This is a genomic window from Galliscardovia ingluviei, from assembly GCF_014635685.1.
GTDB classification, from domain to species: Bacteria; Actinomycetota; Actinomycetes; order Actinomycetales; family Bifidobacteriaceae; genus Galliscardovia; species Galliscardovia ingluviei.
In genome coordinates this window covers 1-16,070 of sequence record NZ_BMDH01000004.1, presented here as the reverse complement: position 1 = coordinate 16,070, position 16,070 = coordinate 1, and the positions used below count along the sequence as shown (strand labels likewise).

General features: G+C 46.1%; 11 protein-coding genes and 2 tRNA genes. 7 read left to right on the top strand and 6 right to left on the bottom strand.

What is annotated here, in order from left to right; genetic code table 11:
• Positions 1-67: 67 nt before the first annotated feature.
• The 3 genes from IEU85_RS06915 (at position 68) to IEU85_RS06905 (ending at position 4,020) form a co-directional block, all read left to right on the top strand.
• Positions 68-1,588, top strand: a complete 1,521-nt coding sequence (locus IEU85_RS06915; protein ID WP_188355532.1) for a sulfatase family protein — start codon at positions 68-70, stop codon at positions 1,586-1,588.
• A gap of 84 nt (positions 1,589-1,672) precedes the next feature.
• Positions 1,673-3,013 (top strand): anaerobic sulfatase maturase, encoded by a 1,341-nt coding sequence (locus IEU85_RS06910; protein WP_229714820.1) that lies wholly within the window; start codon positions 1,673-1,675, stop codon positions 3,011-3,013.
• Between the two features lie 110 nt (positions 3,014-3,123).
• Positions 3,124-4,020 (top strand): sulfite exporter TauE/SafE family protein, encoded by an 897-nt coding sequence (locus IEU85_RS06905; protein ID WP_188355531.1) that lies wholly within the window; start codon positions 3,124-3,126, stop codon positions 4,018-4,020.
• Between the two features lie 111 nt (positions 4,021-4,131).
• On the opposite strand, the gene IEU85_RS06900 is transcribed toward IEU85_RS06905, so the two are convergent.
• The 5 genes from IEU85_RS06900 to IEU85_RS06880 all read right to left on the bottom strand — a co-directional run bounded on the left by IEU85_RS06900 (position 4,132) and on the right by IEU85_RS06880 (position 11,856).
• Positions 4,132-4,202 (bottom strand) — tRNA-Gly (locus IEU85_RS06900).
• Between the two features lie 211 nt (positions 4,203-4,413).
• Positions 4,414-5,343 carry a zinc metalloprotease HtpX gene (gene htpX / locus IEU85_RS06895; protein WP_188355530.1) on the bottom strand — a complete coding sequence of 310 codons (930 nt, stop codon included), beginning with the start codon at positions 5,341-5,343 and terminating at the stop codon, positions 4,414-4,416.
• A gap of 51 nt (positions 5,344-5,394) precedes the next feature.
• Positions 5,395-6,846, bottom strand: coding sequence for an FAD-dependent oxidoreductase (locus tag IEU85_RS06890; RefSeq protein WP_188355529.1), 1,452 nt, complete (start codon positions 6,844-6,846; stop codon positions 5,395-5,397).
• A 120-nt stretch (positions 6,847-6,966) separates the two neighbouring features.
• Positions 6,967-9,384 (bottom strand): HAD-IC family P-type ATPase, encoded by a 2,418-nt coding sequence (locus IEU85_RS06885; RefSeq protein ID WP_188355593.1) that lies wholly within the window; start codon positions 9,382-9,384, stop codon positions 6,967-6,969.
• Between the two features lie 381 nt (positions 9,385-9,765).
• Positions 9,766-11,856, bottom strand: a complete 2,091-nt coding sequence (locus IEU85_RS06880; RefSeq protein WP_188355528.1) for a S1C family serine protease — start codon at positions 11,854-11,856, stop codon at positions 9,766-9,768.
• A 443-nt stretch (positions 11,857-12,299) separates the two neighbouring features.
• On the opposite strand from IEU85_RS06880, the gene tgt reads away from it, so the two are divergent.
• The 3 genes from tgt (at position 12,300) to IEU85_RS06865 (ending at position 14,795) form a co-directional block, all read left to right on the top strand.
• Positions 12,300-13,571, top strand: a complete 1,272-nt coding sequence (gene tgt / locus IEU85_RS06875; protein WP_229714827.1) for a tRNA guanosine(34) transglycosylase Tgt — start codon at positions 12,300-12,302, stop codon at positions 13,569-13,571.
• 150 nt (positions 13,572-13,721) lie between these two features.
• Positions 13,722-14,570, top strand: a complete 849-nt coding sequence (locus tag IEU85_RS06870) for a nitroreductase family protein (protein WP_188355527.1) — start codon at positions 13,722-13,724, stop codon at positions 14,568-14,570.
• 142 nt (positions 14,571-14,712) lie between these two features.
• Positions 14,713-14,795 (top strand) — tRNA-Leu (locus IEU85_RS06865).
• 83 nt (positions 14,796-14,878) lie between these two features.
• On the opposite strand, the gene IEU85_RS06860 is transcribed toward IEU85_RS06865, so the two are convergent.
• A complete protein-coding gene (locus IEU85_RS06860) occupies positions 14,879-15,556 on the bottom strand; it encodes a hypothetical protein (RefSeq protein ID WP_188355526.1) in 678 nt (225 codons plus the stop codon).
• Positions 15,557-15,664: 108 nt separating this feature from the next.
• On the opposite strand from IEU85_RS06860, the gene IEU85_RS06855 reads away from it, so the two are divergent.
• Positions 15,665-15,832, top strand: coding sequence for a hypothetical protein (locus tag IEU85_RS06855; protein WP_188355525.1), 168 nt, complete (start codon positions 15,665-15,667; stop codon positions 15,830-15,832).
• Positions 15,833-16,070 lie beyond the last annotated feature (238 nt).

Genomic DNA, 16,070 nt, shown 5'->3' with positions numbered 1-16,070 from the left:
GCTGCAACTCGTAGCTATATAGATTTATGAAATTATACGGACTTTACAGTAATTGAAAAGGAGCGAGATGTCAGAAAATTCTCAACGTATTGTCCCTAAGAATGTACGCAACATAATTACTTTTATGACTGACCAGCATAGAATAGATACGCTTGGTTGTATGGGCAATCAATATGCGCAAACTCCACATATTGATAGTCTTGCTGAAGATGGATGTCTTTTTACCAAAGCATTTACCCCATCGGCAATTTGTACGCCAGCGCGTTCGTCAATGCTCACAGGAAAACTGCCATTTAAGCACCAGACTTTAGCAAATCCAGAATGGAATATTGCATACTCAACGGCAATCCCAGTAACCGATTGGACTTATACTCAAGCCTTACGTGATGCAGGATACAACGTTGGTATGGTTGGCAAATATCATTGCGGTACTAACTTACCAGATAAGTTTGGTGCAGATGATGATACCTTCTGGGGAGCTGAAAACCCTGTTGCTAATGAAGAATATGTAGCATGGTTGGAAGAGAATAACTTACCGCCAGTTAAAGCACACGATATTTGGAGAGGAAAGCTACCTGGCAACCGTGATGGGCATATTATTGCCGCGCGATTGGATCAGCCTGAAGAAGCAACCTTTGAGCGCTTCATTGCCGATAGGACAATTCAGCGACTCAAGCAATACGCTCAAGACTATAAGGAAACGGGTAAGCCGTTTAGCTTAGATGTGCATTTCTTCGGTCCACATCTACCGTACTTCCTCCCTGATGAATGGTTTGATCTAATTGATCCAAGTAAGATTACTCTTCCAAAGAGCTTTGGTGATACCTTAGTAGGAAAACCACCAGTTCAAGAGAATTATGCAGTATACTGGTCCACTTCATCATTTAATAATGAGCAGTGGAAGAAACTGATTGCTGTGTATTGGGGATATGTAGCCATGATCGATTTCGAAATCGGGCGCATTCTCGACGCGGCACGTGAACTCGGCTTAATGGATGATACAGCAATGTTCTTCTGTGCTGACCACGGCGAATTTACGGGTTCTCATCGTCTTAATGATAAAGGACCTGCAATGTATGATGATATATATCGTATCCCATTCATTGCGCGCATCCCGGGTCTTACAAAAGGTACAAAGTGCGATGAGTACGTGCAACTCATAGACTTAACCGCAACCTTTATGGAGATAGCTGGATTAGATCCAGATCAAGTCGAAGATGGTCGCTCTGTAGTCAACCTTGCAGCTGGTTTACCGGTTGATGATTGGAGAAAGAATATCGTTTGTGAGTTCCATGGTTTGCATTTTCCTATTCAGCAGCGTATGTTACGCACCGACGATTATAAGCTTGTTATCAACCATGAATCCATTAATGAGCTGTATGACCTTAAACAAGATCCGTCAGAAATGAATAATGTATATACGGCTCCGGCCTATGATTCAGTCAGACGAGATATGGCAAAAGAGTTATATAGCCAGCTCGCGCAACGAGGTGACAGATCGTTTGCGAAATGGATGGCGGCAATGACAGACTTTGATATCCCATTAAAGAACACAGCACGTTCCGATTGGGATGAAGTAGCTAAGTAACAATACATGATCATTCGGTAGCATTTGCTGTGGTATCGGCAGAGTGCTACCGAATGATCACTGACAATGCGAGCAGGAGTAACCTTGAACAACGCAATGCAGAAGCATAATGCAGGTACGGCAGTATGGGATATCGAGGAACAAAAAGTACCTATACAACCATTACAGCGTAGACAATTGCCATTCTCTGTTGTTGCCAAACCAACAGGTGCTGCTTGTAACCTTGATTGTCAGTACTGTTTCTTTCTTTCAAAAGAACTGCTCTATAATGCGCAGCGTCAACAAATGAGCGAAGCAACATTAGCAAAGTATGTTGCAGAATATTTAGCTGCAAGCCCGGACGGCGAAGTGACTATGCTATGGCAAGGTGGAGAGCCAACGCTGCGAGGTCTCGCTTTTTACCAAAAGCTCATTGAATTATGTGAACAGTACCGCCGAAAGAATCAGCATGTTGTACATGCAATGCAAACTAACGCCACACTTATAGATGATGAATGGGCAGCCTTTTTGAAACGCCATGACGTGCTTGTCGGAGTTTCTATGGATGGACCTGCGCAATACCATGATGCATACCGTCTTAACCGTGCGGGACGAGGTACGCATGATATGGTTGTGCGTGGCTGGAATATCTTGCAACAGGCAGGAGTTCGATGCAATATTTTATGCACGGTGCATCATGCCAATGAGCAGCATGGAGTTGAGGTCTATCAATATTTTCGAGATGAACTTGGAGCCGACTTCATGCAATTCATCCCCATTGTGGAACGCGTGGATCCAGCTCAGCTTGAGCGGGCAGAACACAATGGATGGCGTGCAACTGGTGATAAAAAAACTAGCCTGTTATATAAGCAGGCTGGAGATGCAGTAACATCTCGCTCAACTCGTCCTGCAGCATACGGACAGTTCCTATGCGATATCTTCGATGAATGGATAACGCATGATGTTGGACATGTGTATGTGCAGGATTTTGACGCAGCACTAGGCGCATTATTTAATCAATACACAGTATGCGTGCATGCGCCAGAATGTGGCAATAATTTTGCCCTCGAATTTAATGGTGACGTATATGCGTGCGATCATTGGGTAGAACCTGATTGGCTTGTGGGCAATGTTATGCAGGAGGATTTTTTTAATCTTGCACATAACGAAACGATGAGACGTTTTGCGACAAAGAAACGTGTTCAACTTACTGATCAGTGTCGAAAATGCCCGTTTTTACGGATGTGTAATGGGGGTTGTCCTAAAGATCGATTCGTTACTTCGAAAGATGGGCAACTGGGACAAAATTATTTATGCCCTGGCTATACGAAGTTTTATGGACATATTCGGCCTGATATTGTTGGCATGGCAAGATTATTGAGAGCTGGGAGCGCCCCTGCTGAAATTATGAAACCTCAGGTGCGCCAACAAGTACGTGCAAAATAGCTTGTGTCGTGCACCTAAGTTATGCAAGTATTTTTACGTTTTTTCATATTGCTTTCGGATTGAGATATAAGGCTGTATCCGCAACGCACTTTTAATCAAAAGGATAGGATGTGGGGAATTTAATACTGTCGATATTTGTTGGTTTAGGAGTTGGTATTGTCGTTGGAGCATTAGGTGCTGGGGGAGGCATACTCTCAGTACCAGTCCTTGTATATTTACTTGGACAAGAGCCGCATGCGGCATCTATGGGGTCATTGGTTATTGTTGGATTAACAGCGCTGGTATCCATAATCCCACGCCAGCGAGAAGGGCATATCCGATGGAGAGACGGGCTGATCTTCGGTCTGCTTTCGAGTATTGGTACAATTTGTGGCTCACGAATATCGGTGTATGTTCCTTCAGACATACTGATGATATTGTTTAGCATACTTCTTGCTGTGGTAGGCGTTCTGATGCTTAACAAAGCAGTCCGTGCTCGCCGTTTGGAGCGCGAGGATTTGGCACACGAGGAACAGGGTACCCAAAACGAAAAAAATGAGGGCAATGAGCAAAACTCTGTCCAAAAATCTGCGCAAAAAAACGAATATCTAGCTCGCGATCCAAATCATCGGAGTAAACAGAAAACTTCCAATGCAAAACAAAGCTTACTCTTACTAATGTTATGTTCTTCATTGACGGGCTTGCTCACTGGATTCTTTGGCGTTGGGGGTGGCTTTGCAGTTGTTCCTATGCTGGTTTTGGCTCTTGGTTTCTCAGTTAGAGAAGCTTCGTCAACATCTCTAATTGTGATGATTATTGCATCGGCTGTCGGGTTGATATCACGTGTTGATGCTCATATTCATGTCGATTGGATAGTTGTATTATCATTCGCCGCGGCGTCTATGCTGGGTGGACTTATTGGAGCGCCTACATCGCGCCATGTCAGAGAAAGTACACTAACTATGCTCTTTGGCATATTGTTGCTGGTTGTAGCAATAGGAACAGCAGCTTCCTCGATTCTAAGTTGAGAAAGAGTGATTTTTCAGCTGTGTCGTATGTATATCGCGATCAAGTTTTATTAAAGAATTAATGACAGTGCTATTCAGCAGCCAGTATGTTCATTAAAGTTCGTGCAAAAGAGCGGATGACGGGAGTCGAACCCGCCTCTACAGCTTGGGAAGCTGTCGTTCTACCGATGAACTACATCCGCACAAGTTCGCACAACTCGATAGTGTTGCAAAAGTGCAAGATATATAACATCACTCGCGCTAGTGCAAACCTATTTGCATGCATTGTGCAAAGCCTAGGTTATTGTAGCACAACCCCTTCACAGTAAATCAAATGGAAGGGGCTGTGTGTCAGTTCACTAGTCAATCATTAGTCAAGCGCTAGTCAATCACTAGCCAAACACTGATTACCCTTTAATCAAGTGCCACAACGCTACCTGGTGCAATACCAGCAGCGCGCATCTGATCGCGCATACCTATCAGTCGGGCAATGCGCTCCTCAGTAGGTGGGTGAGTGGAGAAAAGCCTGCTCAACCCCTGTGCAGAAAATGGATTAGCAATCATCAACGCGCTTGCACTTTGTGTACCAGCAGTTTGTGGCATAGGTACAGTATGCACTCCACGCTCAATCGCTTGTAATGCGCTCGCCAGCGCTTCTGGATCGCCGGTGAGCCTACTTCCATCTTCATCAGCGTCAAACTCGCGCGTTCGAGAAATTGCCATCTGAATCAGCGAGGCACCGATAGGAGCTAAAATGTAAGCGACTAGAATGCCAAGTGCATTACCGCCACGGTTACCTTCTTCGTCTCTGCTGGAGCTACCAAACCACATTAGTGAGTATCCTAAATACGTGATAATAGTAGACATTGCAGAAGCAATAGCGCCGGTTAAAATATCATGGTTATACACGTGCATAAGCTCGTGACCGAGCACACCGCGCAGTTCTCGCTCATTCAAAATCTGCAAAATACCTTGGGTGCAGCATACTGCTGCATGACGTTCATTGCGACCGGTTGCAAAGGCATTTGGGCTCATTGTTGGCGCGATATAGATGCGTGGCATTGGCTTGCCAGCGCGTGCAGAAAGTTCGCGCACAATGCGATACAGTGCAGGAGCTTCTTGCTCACTGACTTCGCGAGCTTGCATAGATGCAATAGCAAGTTTATCGCTAAACCAGTAACTGGCAAATGTGGTAACCAAGCCGATACCAATATAAATGCCGAGAGTATCAGTTCTGCCGCCTGTTAATCCCCAAATGAGCATAATAATAGCCCACATCACGGCAAATAACAGTGTGGTTTTCAAACCGTTAAAATGCCCTCGAACATGAAACTGCGTATTCATAGCAACCTACTTCAACATACGAACTACTGAGTAACTCAAATGCATTAGCCGTTATCCTTTGGCAAGAGTGCGCATCTGCTCCGGGTCTACAACCTTAATATGTTCACGCCCGACTTCTGCGCCACGTGCACGCTCAAAAGCATCTACTCGTTTCCAACCGGCAAAATCGATAGGTTGTACGCCACGTTCAGCGAGCAAGCTCATTGCCGCCTCTGGCTCAGGATGTACTGCTATACGCCCATGAGTTTCGCTTGCCGCCCAGTCTTGGAGCATATGATGTACCGTCTCTAAAGCATCGGATTTTGTAGAACCAATCAATCCCACAGGTCCACGCTTCGCCCATCCAGTGGCATACACGCCTGCAATAACCTCACCATCTGGGGCGGTGAGCACGCGACCAGTATCATTGCACAACGTGTACTTCTGCTCATCGTATGGAATGCCGGCAACTTGCGCAGGCTTGTAGCCAATTGCATGATATACCGCTTGCACAGGGTATTCCTCAAGCTCTCCAGTGCGGCTCATCTTGCCATGAGGATCCACTTCGGTGCGCTCTATGCGAATACCGCCAACATGACCATTACCGTCATCAAGAATTTCTACAGGATCCGTATAGAAGTGTATGAAATAGCGCTTGGTAGCAGGGTTACCTTCAAAATCAGTATCCCCATCATCTTCCATATCTTCTGCCATCTCTTTGATAACGAAAAGCTCTTCTACCATTTGACGTGTCAGCTTATCTTTGCCAGCAACTTCAATGGTTTCCTCATCTAAATCAAAATCCTCTTCATTGATAATGAGCTGCACGCCTGGGAGCTTTTCCATTTCGCGCAACTCTTGCACGCTGAATTTTGCTTGCGCTGGGCCTCTACGAATGAATAAATGCAGTTCGGTAGCAGGATTAGAAGCAATACCTTGATACACATTATCTGGAATATCAGTATGCAATAAATCGTCGGCATTGCGCATCAGCAATCGTGCAACATCCATAGCCACATTGCCGCCACCAATTACGGCAACAGATTGTGCACCAAATGGCCATTCGCGTGGTGCAGTGGGGTAGCCGTCGTACCATTCCACAAACTCGGCAGCGCCATAAACACCTTCTATCTCGCGCCCAGGAAGAGTAGTTGGTCTGTCCTCAACAGCGCCGGTGGCGAACAGCACGGCATCATAGCGTTCTTGCAGTTCATCAAGAGTAATGTCGCGTCCAAACTCCACATTGGCCATTAAATGAATATTTGGGTTATCAAGAGTTTTTTCTAACGCTCCCGCAATAAATTTGATAGCAGGATGGTCTGGTGCCACGCCATAACGCACTAAACCAAATGGCACTGGTAGTTTTTCATAAATATCAATACTCGCCTCAGTGCCAATGCCTAATGCTTCACCCTCTTCTTGTAGTTGACGAAGCAGAATATCAGACGCATACACACCTGCCGGGCCTGCACCTACTACAGCAACTCTCAAAGGACGCAATGGATTTGTTTGTGTTTCGCTCATACCTACCAGCCTAACGTATTACCACACCTTTGCACACAAGCCCACTGAAATTTATGCAACATAGCGTAATTTCAATGGGCTTATGATCATAGAACGGATTATAGAACGCTCATTGATTTCTTAGTCTCTATCGAGGACAGCAGTTAGTGCCCAGAGAATAGAAACTACATCAATAGCTTCCTGCATAAACGCGCCAATTACTACAGGAATGATATTAAATGCTGCTGCAATCATGCCGATAGTTGCTAGCCCAAGACCAATGCATACTGCCTGCAGCATAATGCGCTTGGTGCGGCGAGAAACTGCAATAGCGCGTGGTACTGCGGCAATATCATCATTCATAATCACTACTTGTGCTGATTCGGAAGCAGCAGTCGATGTGCCATCAGTCATTGCCATACCAATATCAGCTGCAGCGAGCACTGGCGCATCATTAACGCCGTCACCAACCATCATCGTAATAGAACGGGTGATTGGCTCACCAGTAAACTTGGCAATAAGCTTATCCCACCATGGTGTAGTCTCTGGCTGTGCTGCAGAAGCATCATGAATTACTTGAACTTTGCCCTCAGGGAAGAGGGAAGCGTGAATATCCGTAATACCGACTTCATCGGCAATAATCTGCGCTGAGGCAAGTTTGTCTCCAGTAACCATGGTAAGGCGCTGTACGCCGAGTTCGTGTAATTGTTCAAGGGCAGACTCGGCGTTGGCGCGTGGCACATCCTTAAGAACAATACGCGCCGCAAGTACGCCGTCAACAGCAACATAGGTTGCCATCTCATCTGGTGCAAGCTCGCCGAAATACTCTTTGCCGCTCGGGGTAGTCTGCGAATTGCTTGATGCATTTGTTGTTGCAGATGATGCCGCAGATACTGGGCTAGCAGTTTTTCGGAAACCATCTGCAGAATGTTGCTTGCCTAGTGCCGGCTGATTATTACTTTGCTCAGGTGAGGCAGGTGATGACGTTGTTGTATTTTGCTCAGACTGCGTTACAAAAGCAAATCTTCCCACGCGAATGGTGTGTCCGTTAACCTCGCCGCTAACACCTTTACCTGCGTCTTCAACAACGTTCTTCACCACAGGGTAAGCATGTTCATCACTCAACCACGCATCCTCGCCAGAAGCCACAGCGCCCGCCTGAGAAACGGCTTTACGCAGACCTTGCATTACTGCATTACCAGCTGTAGTAATACCTTTTGCCAGAATGTGCACAGAATAGGATTCAATAACGCCTGCATACATCAAAATATGGTCAGTATCAAGCTGCTGTGCTGGTCGTGTCTGACTTTGTGTCTGATCTGAGTTCTGCTGTATTTGCTGTTGCACTGCCTCTACGCGTACTACTTGTGGCTTCTTCACAGTTAAAGTACCGGTTTTATCAAAGAACACATGAGAAACTCGTCCCAAGTTTTCGAGCACATCCTGCGCTTTGATCAGAATACCAAGTTTTGCTAGACGACCGGTGCCTGCAATATAAGCTACAGGTGCAGCAATGAGCAGTGGGCAAGGGGTTGCAAGAACCAAAACTTGGGCGAAACGCTCTGGTACGCCGGAAATAATCCATGCTGCACAAGCAATAACGAACGACAGCACAGTAAATGGCACAGCAAGCAAGTCAGCAGTTTTCACTACGGCTGCGCGAGAATTTTGTGCAGAGTTAACCAATTCAATAATGCGCTGGTATTGCGAATCGCGAGCCAACTCTGTAGCACGCATTGTCAATGTGCTTGACCCATTAATAGCGCCAGACATTACACGTGCGCCAGCGTAAACTTCGCGCGGTACAGGCTCGCCATTGATATTAGACAAATCAAGTGTTGCCGAGCCGCTTAGCAATTTGCCGTCAACAGGAACTGTTTCTCCCGGCAGCACAATAATGACATCACCAAGTTGTACTTGATCAACAGGAACAGTAGTAAATGGTGTGCGCTCTGCTTGACGCGCAATGGTTTTCTCATGTTCGCTTACTGAGTCGCTGTCAGTGTCTGAATTGGCACCAGTTTGGACGTTGGCATTGTCGATGGTTGCGTGGCGCTCGATATGCGATTGCTGAGATCGGCTTGACCCTGCACTACTGCTTGCGTTATTTGCACTATTTGCATTACTTGCGTTACGACCAACTCCTGGCAATTGCGCCACATGTGCTGTCTGTGGAGCAGCATCAAGCAGGGCTGTGAGATTGCGCTCTGCTTTTGCTTGTGCATATGCTTCAATAGCGGCGCCTGAATATATCATCAACACCACAACCCAGCTTGCCCAATATTCTTGAACAGCAAGTGTGGAAAGAATAGCAACTACTGCCAAAATATCCACGCCCACATGACCGTGCCGAATGTCATCAATCATGCCTTTTAACGTGTCAATAACGGTGTAAATGACTAGTAGAATAACAATCCATTGCCCAAGACTTGGGTTGATATACCAAATAAAATGATCCCCCCAAGGGCGAGTATTCCACAGTAATGCTACAAAAATTGCAGAAAGAACAACAACTGGTAATTGAGGGACTAGACGGCAAATATCTATTGCACGGTCCATGAACTTTTTCATGGTACTCCTTACGCTTAATGTACGGGCAATCGACGCGTTAAGAATTCCTGCCAGCTGGGTAGTGACCACAGCTTCAACCCATACGTCCCAAAGTATGAGCTGCAAGCATTCATCAATGCGCCAAAAGCGCTGTATTCACGCCTTGTTAACCCATCCCACGTTGCGCTTGATTAGAAAACTTTAAGAAGTTTGAAACTTCAAAATCTGCGCAATGTGTGATACACGGCGTAAAGAATCGATATTCAGTTATTGCTTGCGACAATACCGTGTAGTGAAGAAAAAAGCAAGCTCTACTGCGCGTTATGTACAGTAGAGCTTAATTTAATCGATGAACTTATATGGCGTATGGTGATTCCGCGTCACTCGACATTACCAACCGAAGCCAAACGGATCGAATGGATCAAGGGATTTTCCGGAACCATTATCGGAGTTACCGTTATTGGAGTTACCTTGTGAATCCCCATTATTGCCGTTGGAGCCGTTGCTGTCGTTGTTGCCCTGCATTCTTCTACTGGAATTATCTTGACGGTTTGTGCCATTAACGGCCTCCTCGGCTTGGTCAAGTGTGACTTGCACATCCATGGACTTACCATCGCGGACAACAGTCAGGGTCACAGTTTCGCCCATAGAGCTTGCGCGCACGTAACCCAGTAGGGAAGCAACAGAGTTTACAGCTTTGCCGTTGTAGCCGATAATCACATCATTTGCCTTCAATCCAGCCTTTGCTGCTGGACTACCTTCAACTACGCCATTGCTGGCGCTTTGTGAACTGGTGATTTTTGCGCCAGTACGGGTTGCGCCATCAACCTCAGCAGAGCCAGAAGTTACTGTTACGCCAAGAGCAACATGCTGTACTTTGCCATTCTTTTCAATCTCTGTAGCTACACGCTTGACTAAATTAGATGGGATAGCAAAACCGATACCAATAGAGCCTGCTTCGCTACTAGAAGATGCACTTGAGGCTGTTGCAATAGAAGAGTTGATGCCAATAACCTGTCCTGCGGCGTTAAATGTTGGACCGCCAGAGTTACCAGGGTTGATTGCAGCGTCAATTTGAACAGCGTTAGTAACAATCTGATTATTTTGCTCATCCATTACGGTGACAGGGCGGTTCAATGCAGACACAATACCTGTTGTTGCAGTGTTTTCATAGCCTAACGGATTGCCGATAGCCATGATATTTTCGCCGACTGCCAGCTTGTCTGAATCAGCAAAGGTTACTGGAGTTAAATCTGATGGAGCGTTCTTAATTTTAATAACTGCCAAATCAGTAGTGACATCTGTTCCTACAAGTTCAGCTTCATATACTTGGCCGTTGGACAGTGTTACCTGGATTTGCTTAGCACCGGTTACTACGTGGTTGTTAGTAACAACATCGCCATCTTTAGAAATGATTGCGCCGGAACCTTTAGCAATACCAGACTGACCATTTTGCTCAACTTCAGTTTGAATGGCAACTACAGAGCTGGACACGTTCTTTGCAACTTGCTGCCAATCAGGCGCTTGCCCAGAAACAGCCTGAGCAGTACCACTACCGCCGGTATTGGAAGTTATTGAGGTTGAGCCTGTGGAATGCAACTGCACCCAGCCATTGTTGATAGCGGCCATGCCAAGACCCAAGCACATAGCAACGGAAACGATCACCGTAATAATGCCGGTGGTTACTGCAACGGCAATAGTATTTGGCTGTCGGCGTTGCTGCTGTCCATCTGGCTGACCATCAGGAGCAGTTCGTGTAGTGGTAAACTGCTGTGTTTGTTGTGCTTGCTGAGTCTGTGCCTGTGCTTGTGGATCGTTTGCGGCAGCTTCATCTGATGAAGTTCCTGCATACGAGTACTGCTGCTGACCCCAGTATGGCTGGTTTGCCTGCTGGCTGGCATACTGACCCTGCTGATTGGCATCCTGTGACTGACCATACTGCTGCCCGTATTGGCTGGCATATGGCGATTGTGAGGTACTATACTGGTTGCCATACTGTCCTACGCCATACTGATTGTTGGACTGTGAAGGCTGCGAAGGCTGCGAAGTAGCATACTGACCAAACTGAGGCGTTGCGTACTGCTGTGTTTGGGTATCGCTGCTTGCGCTAGATTCAGCGTCGTATGTTGCACCATAAGCACCATACTCAGGAGCAGGCGTGTATGCTGTCTGTGCCTGCGTGTTTTCTACAGTAGCAAGGGGTTCAGTGGCTTCTTGCTGGTCAACCTGTGCGGTGTTTTGCTGCGTATCGCTTTGTTGAGTATCTACTGAATATGCAGCACTTGAATATGCAGCACTGGCGACGTTTGTGTCGTTCACGTTATCCGTGTTGTCTGCGTATTCAGCAGTGCTCTGCAATGGTGCATCTTGTTCAGAAGATGCTTGTTCAGCAGAAGTGTTTACTGATTCTGACGTTTGATTAGTAGCGTCTGACTGTGGCACTTGTTGCTGTGCGTCTTTTGGCTCAAATTCTTCAGCCATGGTTTCCTCCCTTATTTCCTGCTCTAAGTGTAACGGGGTGGGTTCACTGGCAGGTGCTTTTTGCTCGTTTTATTCTTCTTTTTCACGTTCGCTAGCTAATTATGAGTAAAGTATTCTTTTCTGGAAGTTTTCTGAATGTTTGTTGAAAGCCGCTTTTGAATTATCGAAGAGTTATCTCAAGTTTTATTTAAGGGAAGTTGGGTGTGAACCGTGCAGTATAGTTATTCACTATGAGTGAAGCACAAAATGAGCAGCAAGGTGCGCAGCAGCGGACCAAAATGAGTTGGGCAGAGCGCAAACGACAGGCAAAAATACAACGTCAAAAGCAAGAAGAAAAATTACAACGCAAACTTGCCAAGCAGCGTGAGCTATTACATAAACAATCTCCGTTGATTGCTGATTCATTGCCGCAAGGGTTGCATGATTTTGCTACACCACGAGGCATGCAAGAAGGCAAGCCGGGAGATAGGTCAGCATTTAGTTTCGAGGTGCATACCAGGTTACAGGCAACGGCTGATGGTCTAGGTAAAGATGGTGCTCGGCATGGTAGAACGGGCGTTATTCATACGCCGCATGGCGACATTCACACGCCAGCCTTCGTTCCTGTAGCTACTCAGGCGACAATGAAAGCTGTATTGCCTGAGCAAATGCGCGATATGGGAGCGCAGTGCTTACTGGCTAATGCATTCCACTTGTATGAACGACCTGGGGATGAAATTCTTGATGCTGCCGGCGGTTTGAGTAGGTTTATGAATTGGGATGGTCCTACTTTTACTGATTCTGGCGGATTTCAAGTGTTGTCGCTTGGTGCTGGTTTTAAGAAAACATTAGCAATGGATGTCAGTGGTTTGCAGTCTGATGATGTGATTGCTGATGGCAAAGAACGCCATGCGTTTGTAGATGAGGATGGTGTGACGTTTAAATCACCGCTCAATGGTTCGATGCATCGTTTTAGTGCAGAAATTTCCATGGGTATTCAACATCGGATTGGCGCTGACATTATGTTTGCGTTCGATGAGCTAACTACGCTGATGAATACGCGGCAGTATCAGGAAGAATCTGTAGAGCGCACGTACCGTTGGGCGCAGCGTTGTGTGGCTGAGCACCAGCGGCTGACGCAAGAGCGGGTGGGTAAGCCTTATCAAGCACTGTTTGGTGTAGTACAAGGTGCTAATTATGAGGATTTGCGCCGCCATGCTGCCCAGCAGATTGCATCCCTTGATTTCGATGGCGTGGGCATTGGTGGGGCTATTGAAAAGCGACTGCTTGGGCAAATTTGCGCGTGGATTTGCGATGTGATGCCAGAGAGTAGACCACGACATGTGCTTGGTATTGCTGCTGTTGATGATATTTTTGCTGGTGTCGAAAATGGCGGTGATACGTTTGACTGTGTAGCACCTGCCAGGACTGCGCGCAATGGTGCTATTTATACGCGCGATGGACGTTGGAATGTGCTGCGCACTGCGTTGAAGCGAGATTTTAGACCATTGGAAGAAGGTTGTGATTGCTACACGTGCCAGCATTATTCTCGCGCCTACATTCATCACTTGCTGCGATCTCGAGAAATGACCGGTAGTACGCTTGCCACAATTCACAATGAGCGCTTCTTTATTCGTTTGCTTGACGATATTCGTGCTTCAATTGATGGTGGATACTTCGATGAGTTTAAGCGAGAAACGCTGGCGCGATTCTATGCCAATGGGTCGAAAGGCTAGGTATATACTGCATGAGTGACATGCCGTAGGTTGCTCATTATTTGGCACATTGCGTGAGGGATAGTCGGGTAGTGAGCAGCCAGGCAAGAGGCAGTTTGCAGTGTGTAGCTGTGCATGTGCAAGCGGACATCGGTGTGTAGCGGAGTTTCAATGGGGAAGGAACACGATCAAATGGATCTGCTTCAAATGAGTCTGATGGAAGCAATGCAGCAGCGTCATGCTGTGCGTGCATATACAGATCAGCCAGTTGATAATTCCGTTTGCCAATCGTTACAGTCCTTGATTGATGATTTGAATGCGCAGTCTGGTTTGCACATGCAAATGGCGTGTGGTGTAGATGATGCGTTTTTAGGTCTGCCCACACATTATGGCAGGTTTACTGGGGTGCATAATGCTATTGCGTTAATCGGTAAACCTAAGGTAAGTGCGGTTGATACTACAAGTCAGTCGCCGGCAGTAAATGGAGGCTCTACGCGCTCTACGCAAGGCTGGGATAAAAGTAATGCTCAAGATATTGCGGCAACAGACCCTGCAGAAATTGCATTACAAGAGACCGTAGGATATTACGGTGAGCGCGTAGTGTTGCATGCCGTACAGCTTGGTTTAGCTACTTCATGGGCTGTGCTTGATAATGCGCATGCTGTGAGCAATCCTTGGTGGCAGGCGCAAGCAGACGAGCAAGTAATTTGGTTTATTGCTTTTGGCTATCCAGCTCGCGTGCTGACGCGCAGGCGCACCAAACCGATAGAAGAGCTATGTCAGTTGCCGCAGGGGATGAGTATTGAGGATGCGCCACAGTGGTTTTTGCAAGGAATACATGCCGCTATGGTTGCGCCAACATCGCTCAGTCAGCAGCCGTTTAAGTTTATTTTGCATGCGGATGAAACGGTGAGTGCGCAGGCGACTGAGGGATTATTTGCACATGTTGGTTTGGGATGCGCAGTATGTCATTTTGAAATTGCATCTGGCGTCACTCCGGCAACTGCTCTGAATGCGTAATCGTAAGTCCTGTAGTTCTATATTCTGTTGTGCAGTTTCTGTGCGACACGCTTGGACTGCAAGTTGCGCGTGTAGTTTGCTTAGTGGTATGGTGTACTTTTGTCTGCATGATTGCTTGAATTAAAGCAAGTGATTGCAGAATGCGAATGTGGCGGAATGGTAGACGCGCTGTCTTCAGGTGGCAGTGAGTGTATGCTCGTGGGGGTTCAAGTCCCCCCATTCGCACTCATTTTTAGGGCTGAAATCGTTGGGGTTTCGCCCTTTTTGTATTTTGACAATAAATTCTGATCGCAGGGCGATCCAAGCAATTACTTCACTTCGATAGGACGACTTGTATCGTCTAACCCTTGGTGTGTAAGACTACAATCAGCGAGCCAATAAATGATTTGTGGGTCGTTGCGCATGTACCATGATGCAAGCAGAGTATTAAAAGTGGTTTTATCTGCGTCGATAATTGCTGCATTGCGTATTGCTCTAGGAGTGGTGTAGTCACTGATAAGTGTTTGAATATGTTCCTTTTGAGGGATTGGTGGGAAGTAGTCTCCGAACTGGGTATGTACAAGAATATTGGCTGCTGTCCGGAGTTTGCCTGGCTCAAGTGTAGCGATTCGCGTCATATGTGCGTTAATTTGCTGAATAAATTCAACAGAAATGCCTTGCGAATAATCATAGTGTAATGTCCATGTAGCAGCATCGCGTAAATTTTGAAGGAGTGCATAATCTTGTTTTGAGCCGAGAACAGTAGGGTTATGCGTGCGTAGAAACTCTTCGGTTGCGATATAGCGTACTCCGAATTTTTTTATAATTTTAATATTTTCGGAGTAGCGAAAAAAATTAAAGTTAAAATCTGTTGGAAAATAGCCAAAATTTACAAAATATATTATGCTTCGAAAAGCAAATATTATTGGTATTTTCGGAGTGCGGAGGATGGAGGCTATCGTAGCAGCGATACGGGTAGAGCGTTTGAAAACCTTGTGTATTGGCATCTTCGCTATCTAGGTTTTTCTGTTCATGTTGGCACTCTGTATGGCAAAGAAGTTGATTTTGTTTGTGAAAAAGCTGGGCAGCGCGTTTATGTGTAGGTGACAGAGTCCATGCTGGAAGAATCTACCAAAACAAGAGAAATTGCTCCGCTACAGTCAATTAGAGATGGCTTTCCAAAAATTATTATTGTTCGGCAAGGCAATTATACTACTGATATTGATGGAATTCGAATAATTCATGCCGCCAATTTTTTACTTGACGCTAATTCTCTGCGCTGAATTTTGAATGCGATATAGGGCTCTGTTCTAGGTTCACAGTTTCTAGATGATTAAACAATATTGAAGATATGCCTTTACTAAGCAAGATTGAAAAAGTTATCTCTTGCACTGAGCATTATCGGTAAAACAAGGCTAGAAAAATTTCGCATTCTTTACAAAATCCAGGCTACGTGTGAACACCATTGTGAATTGCTCTGAGCATAGTCAGAATTACCAATATTATCGTTTGGGAGCAGCG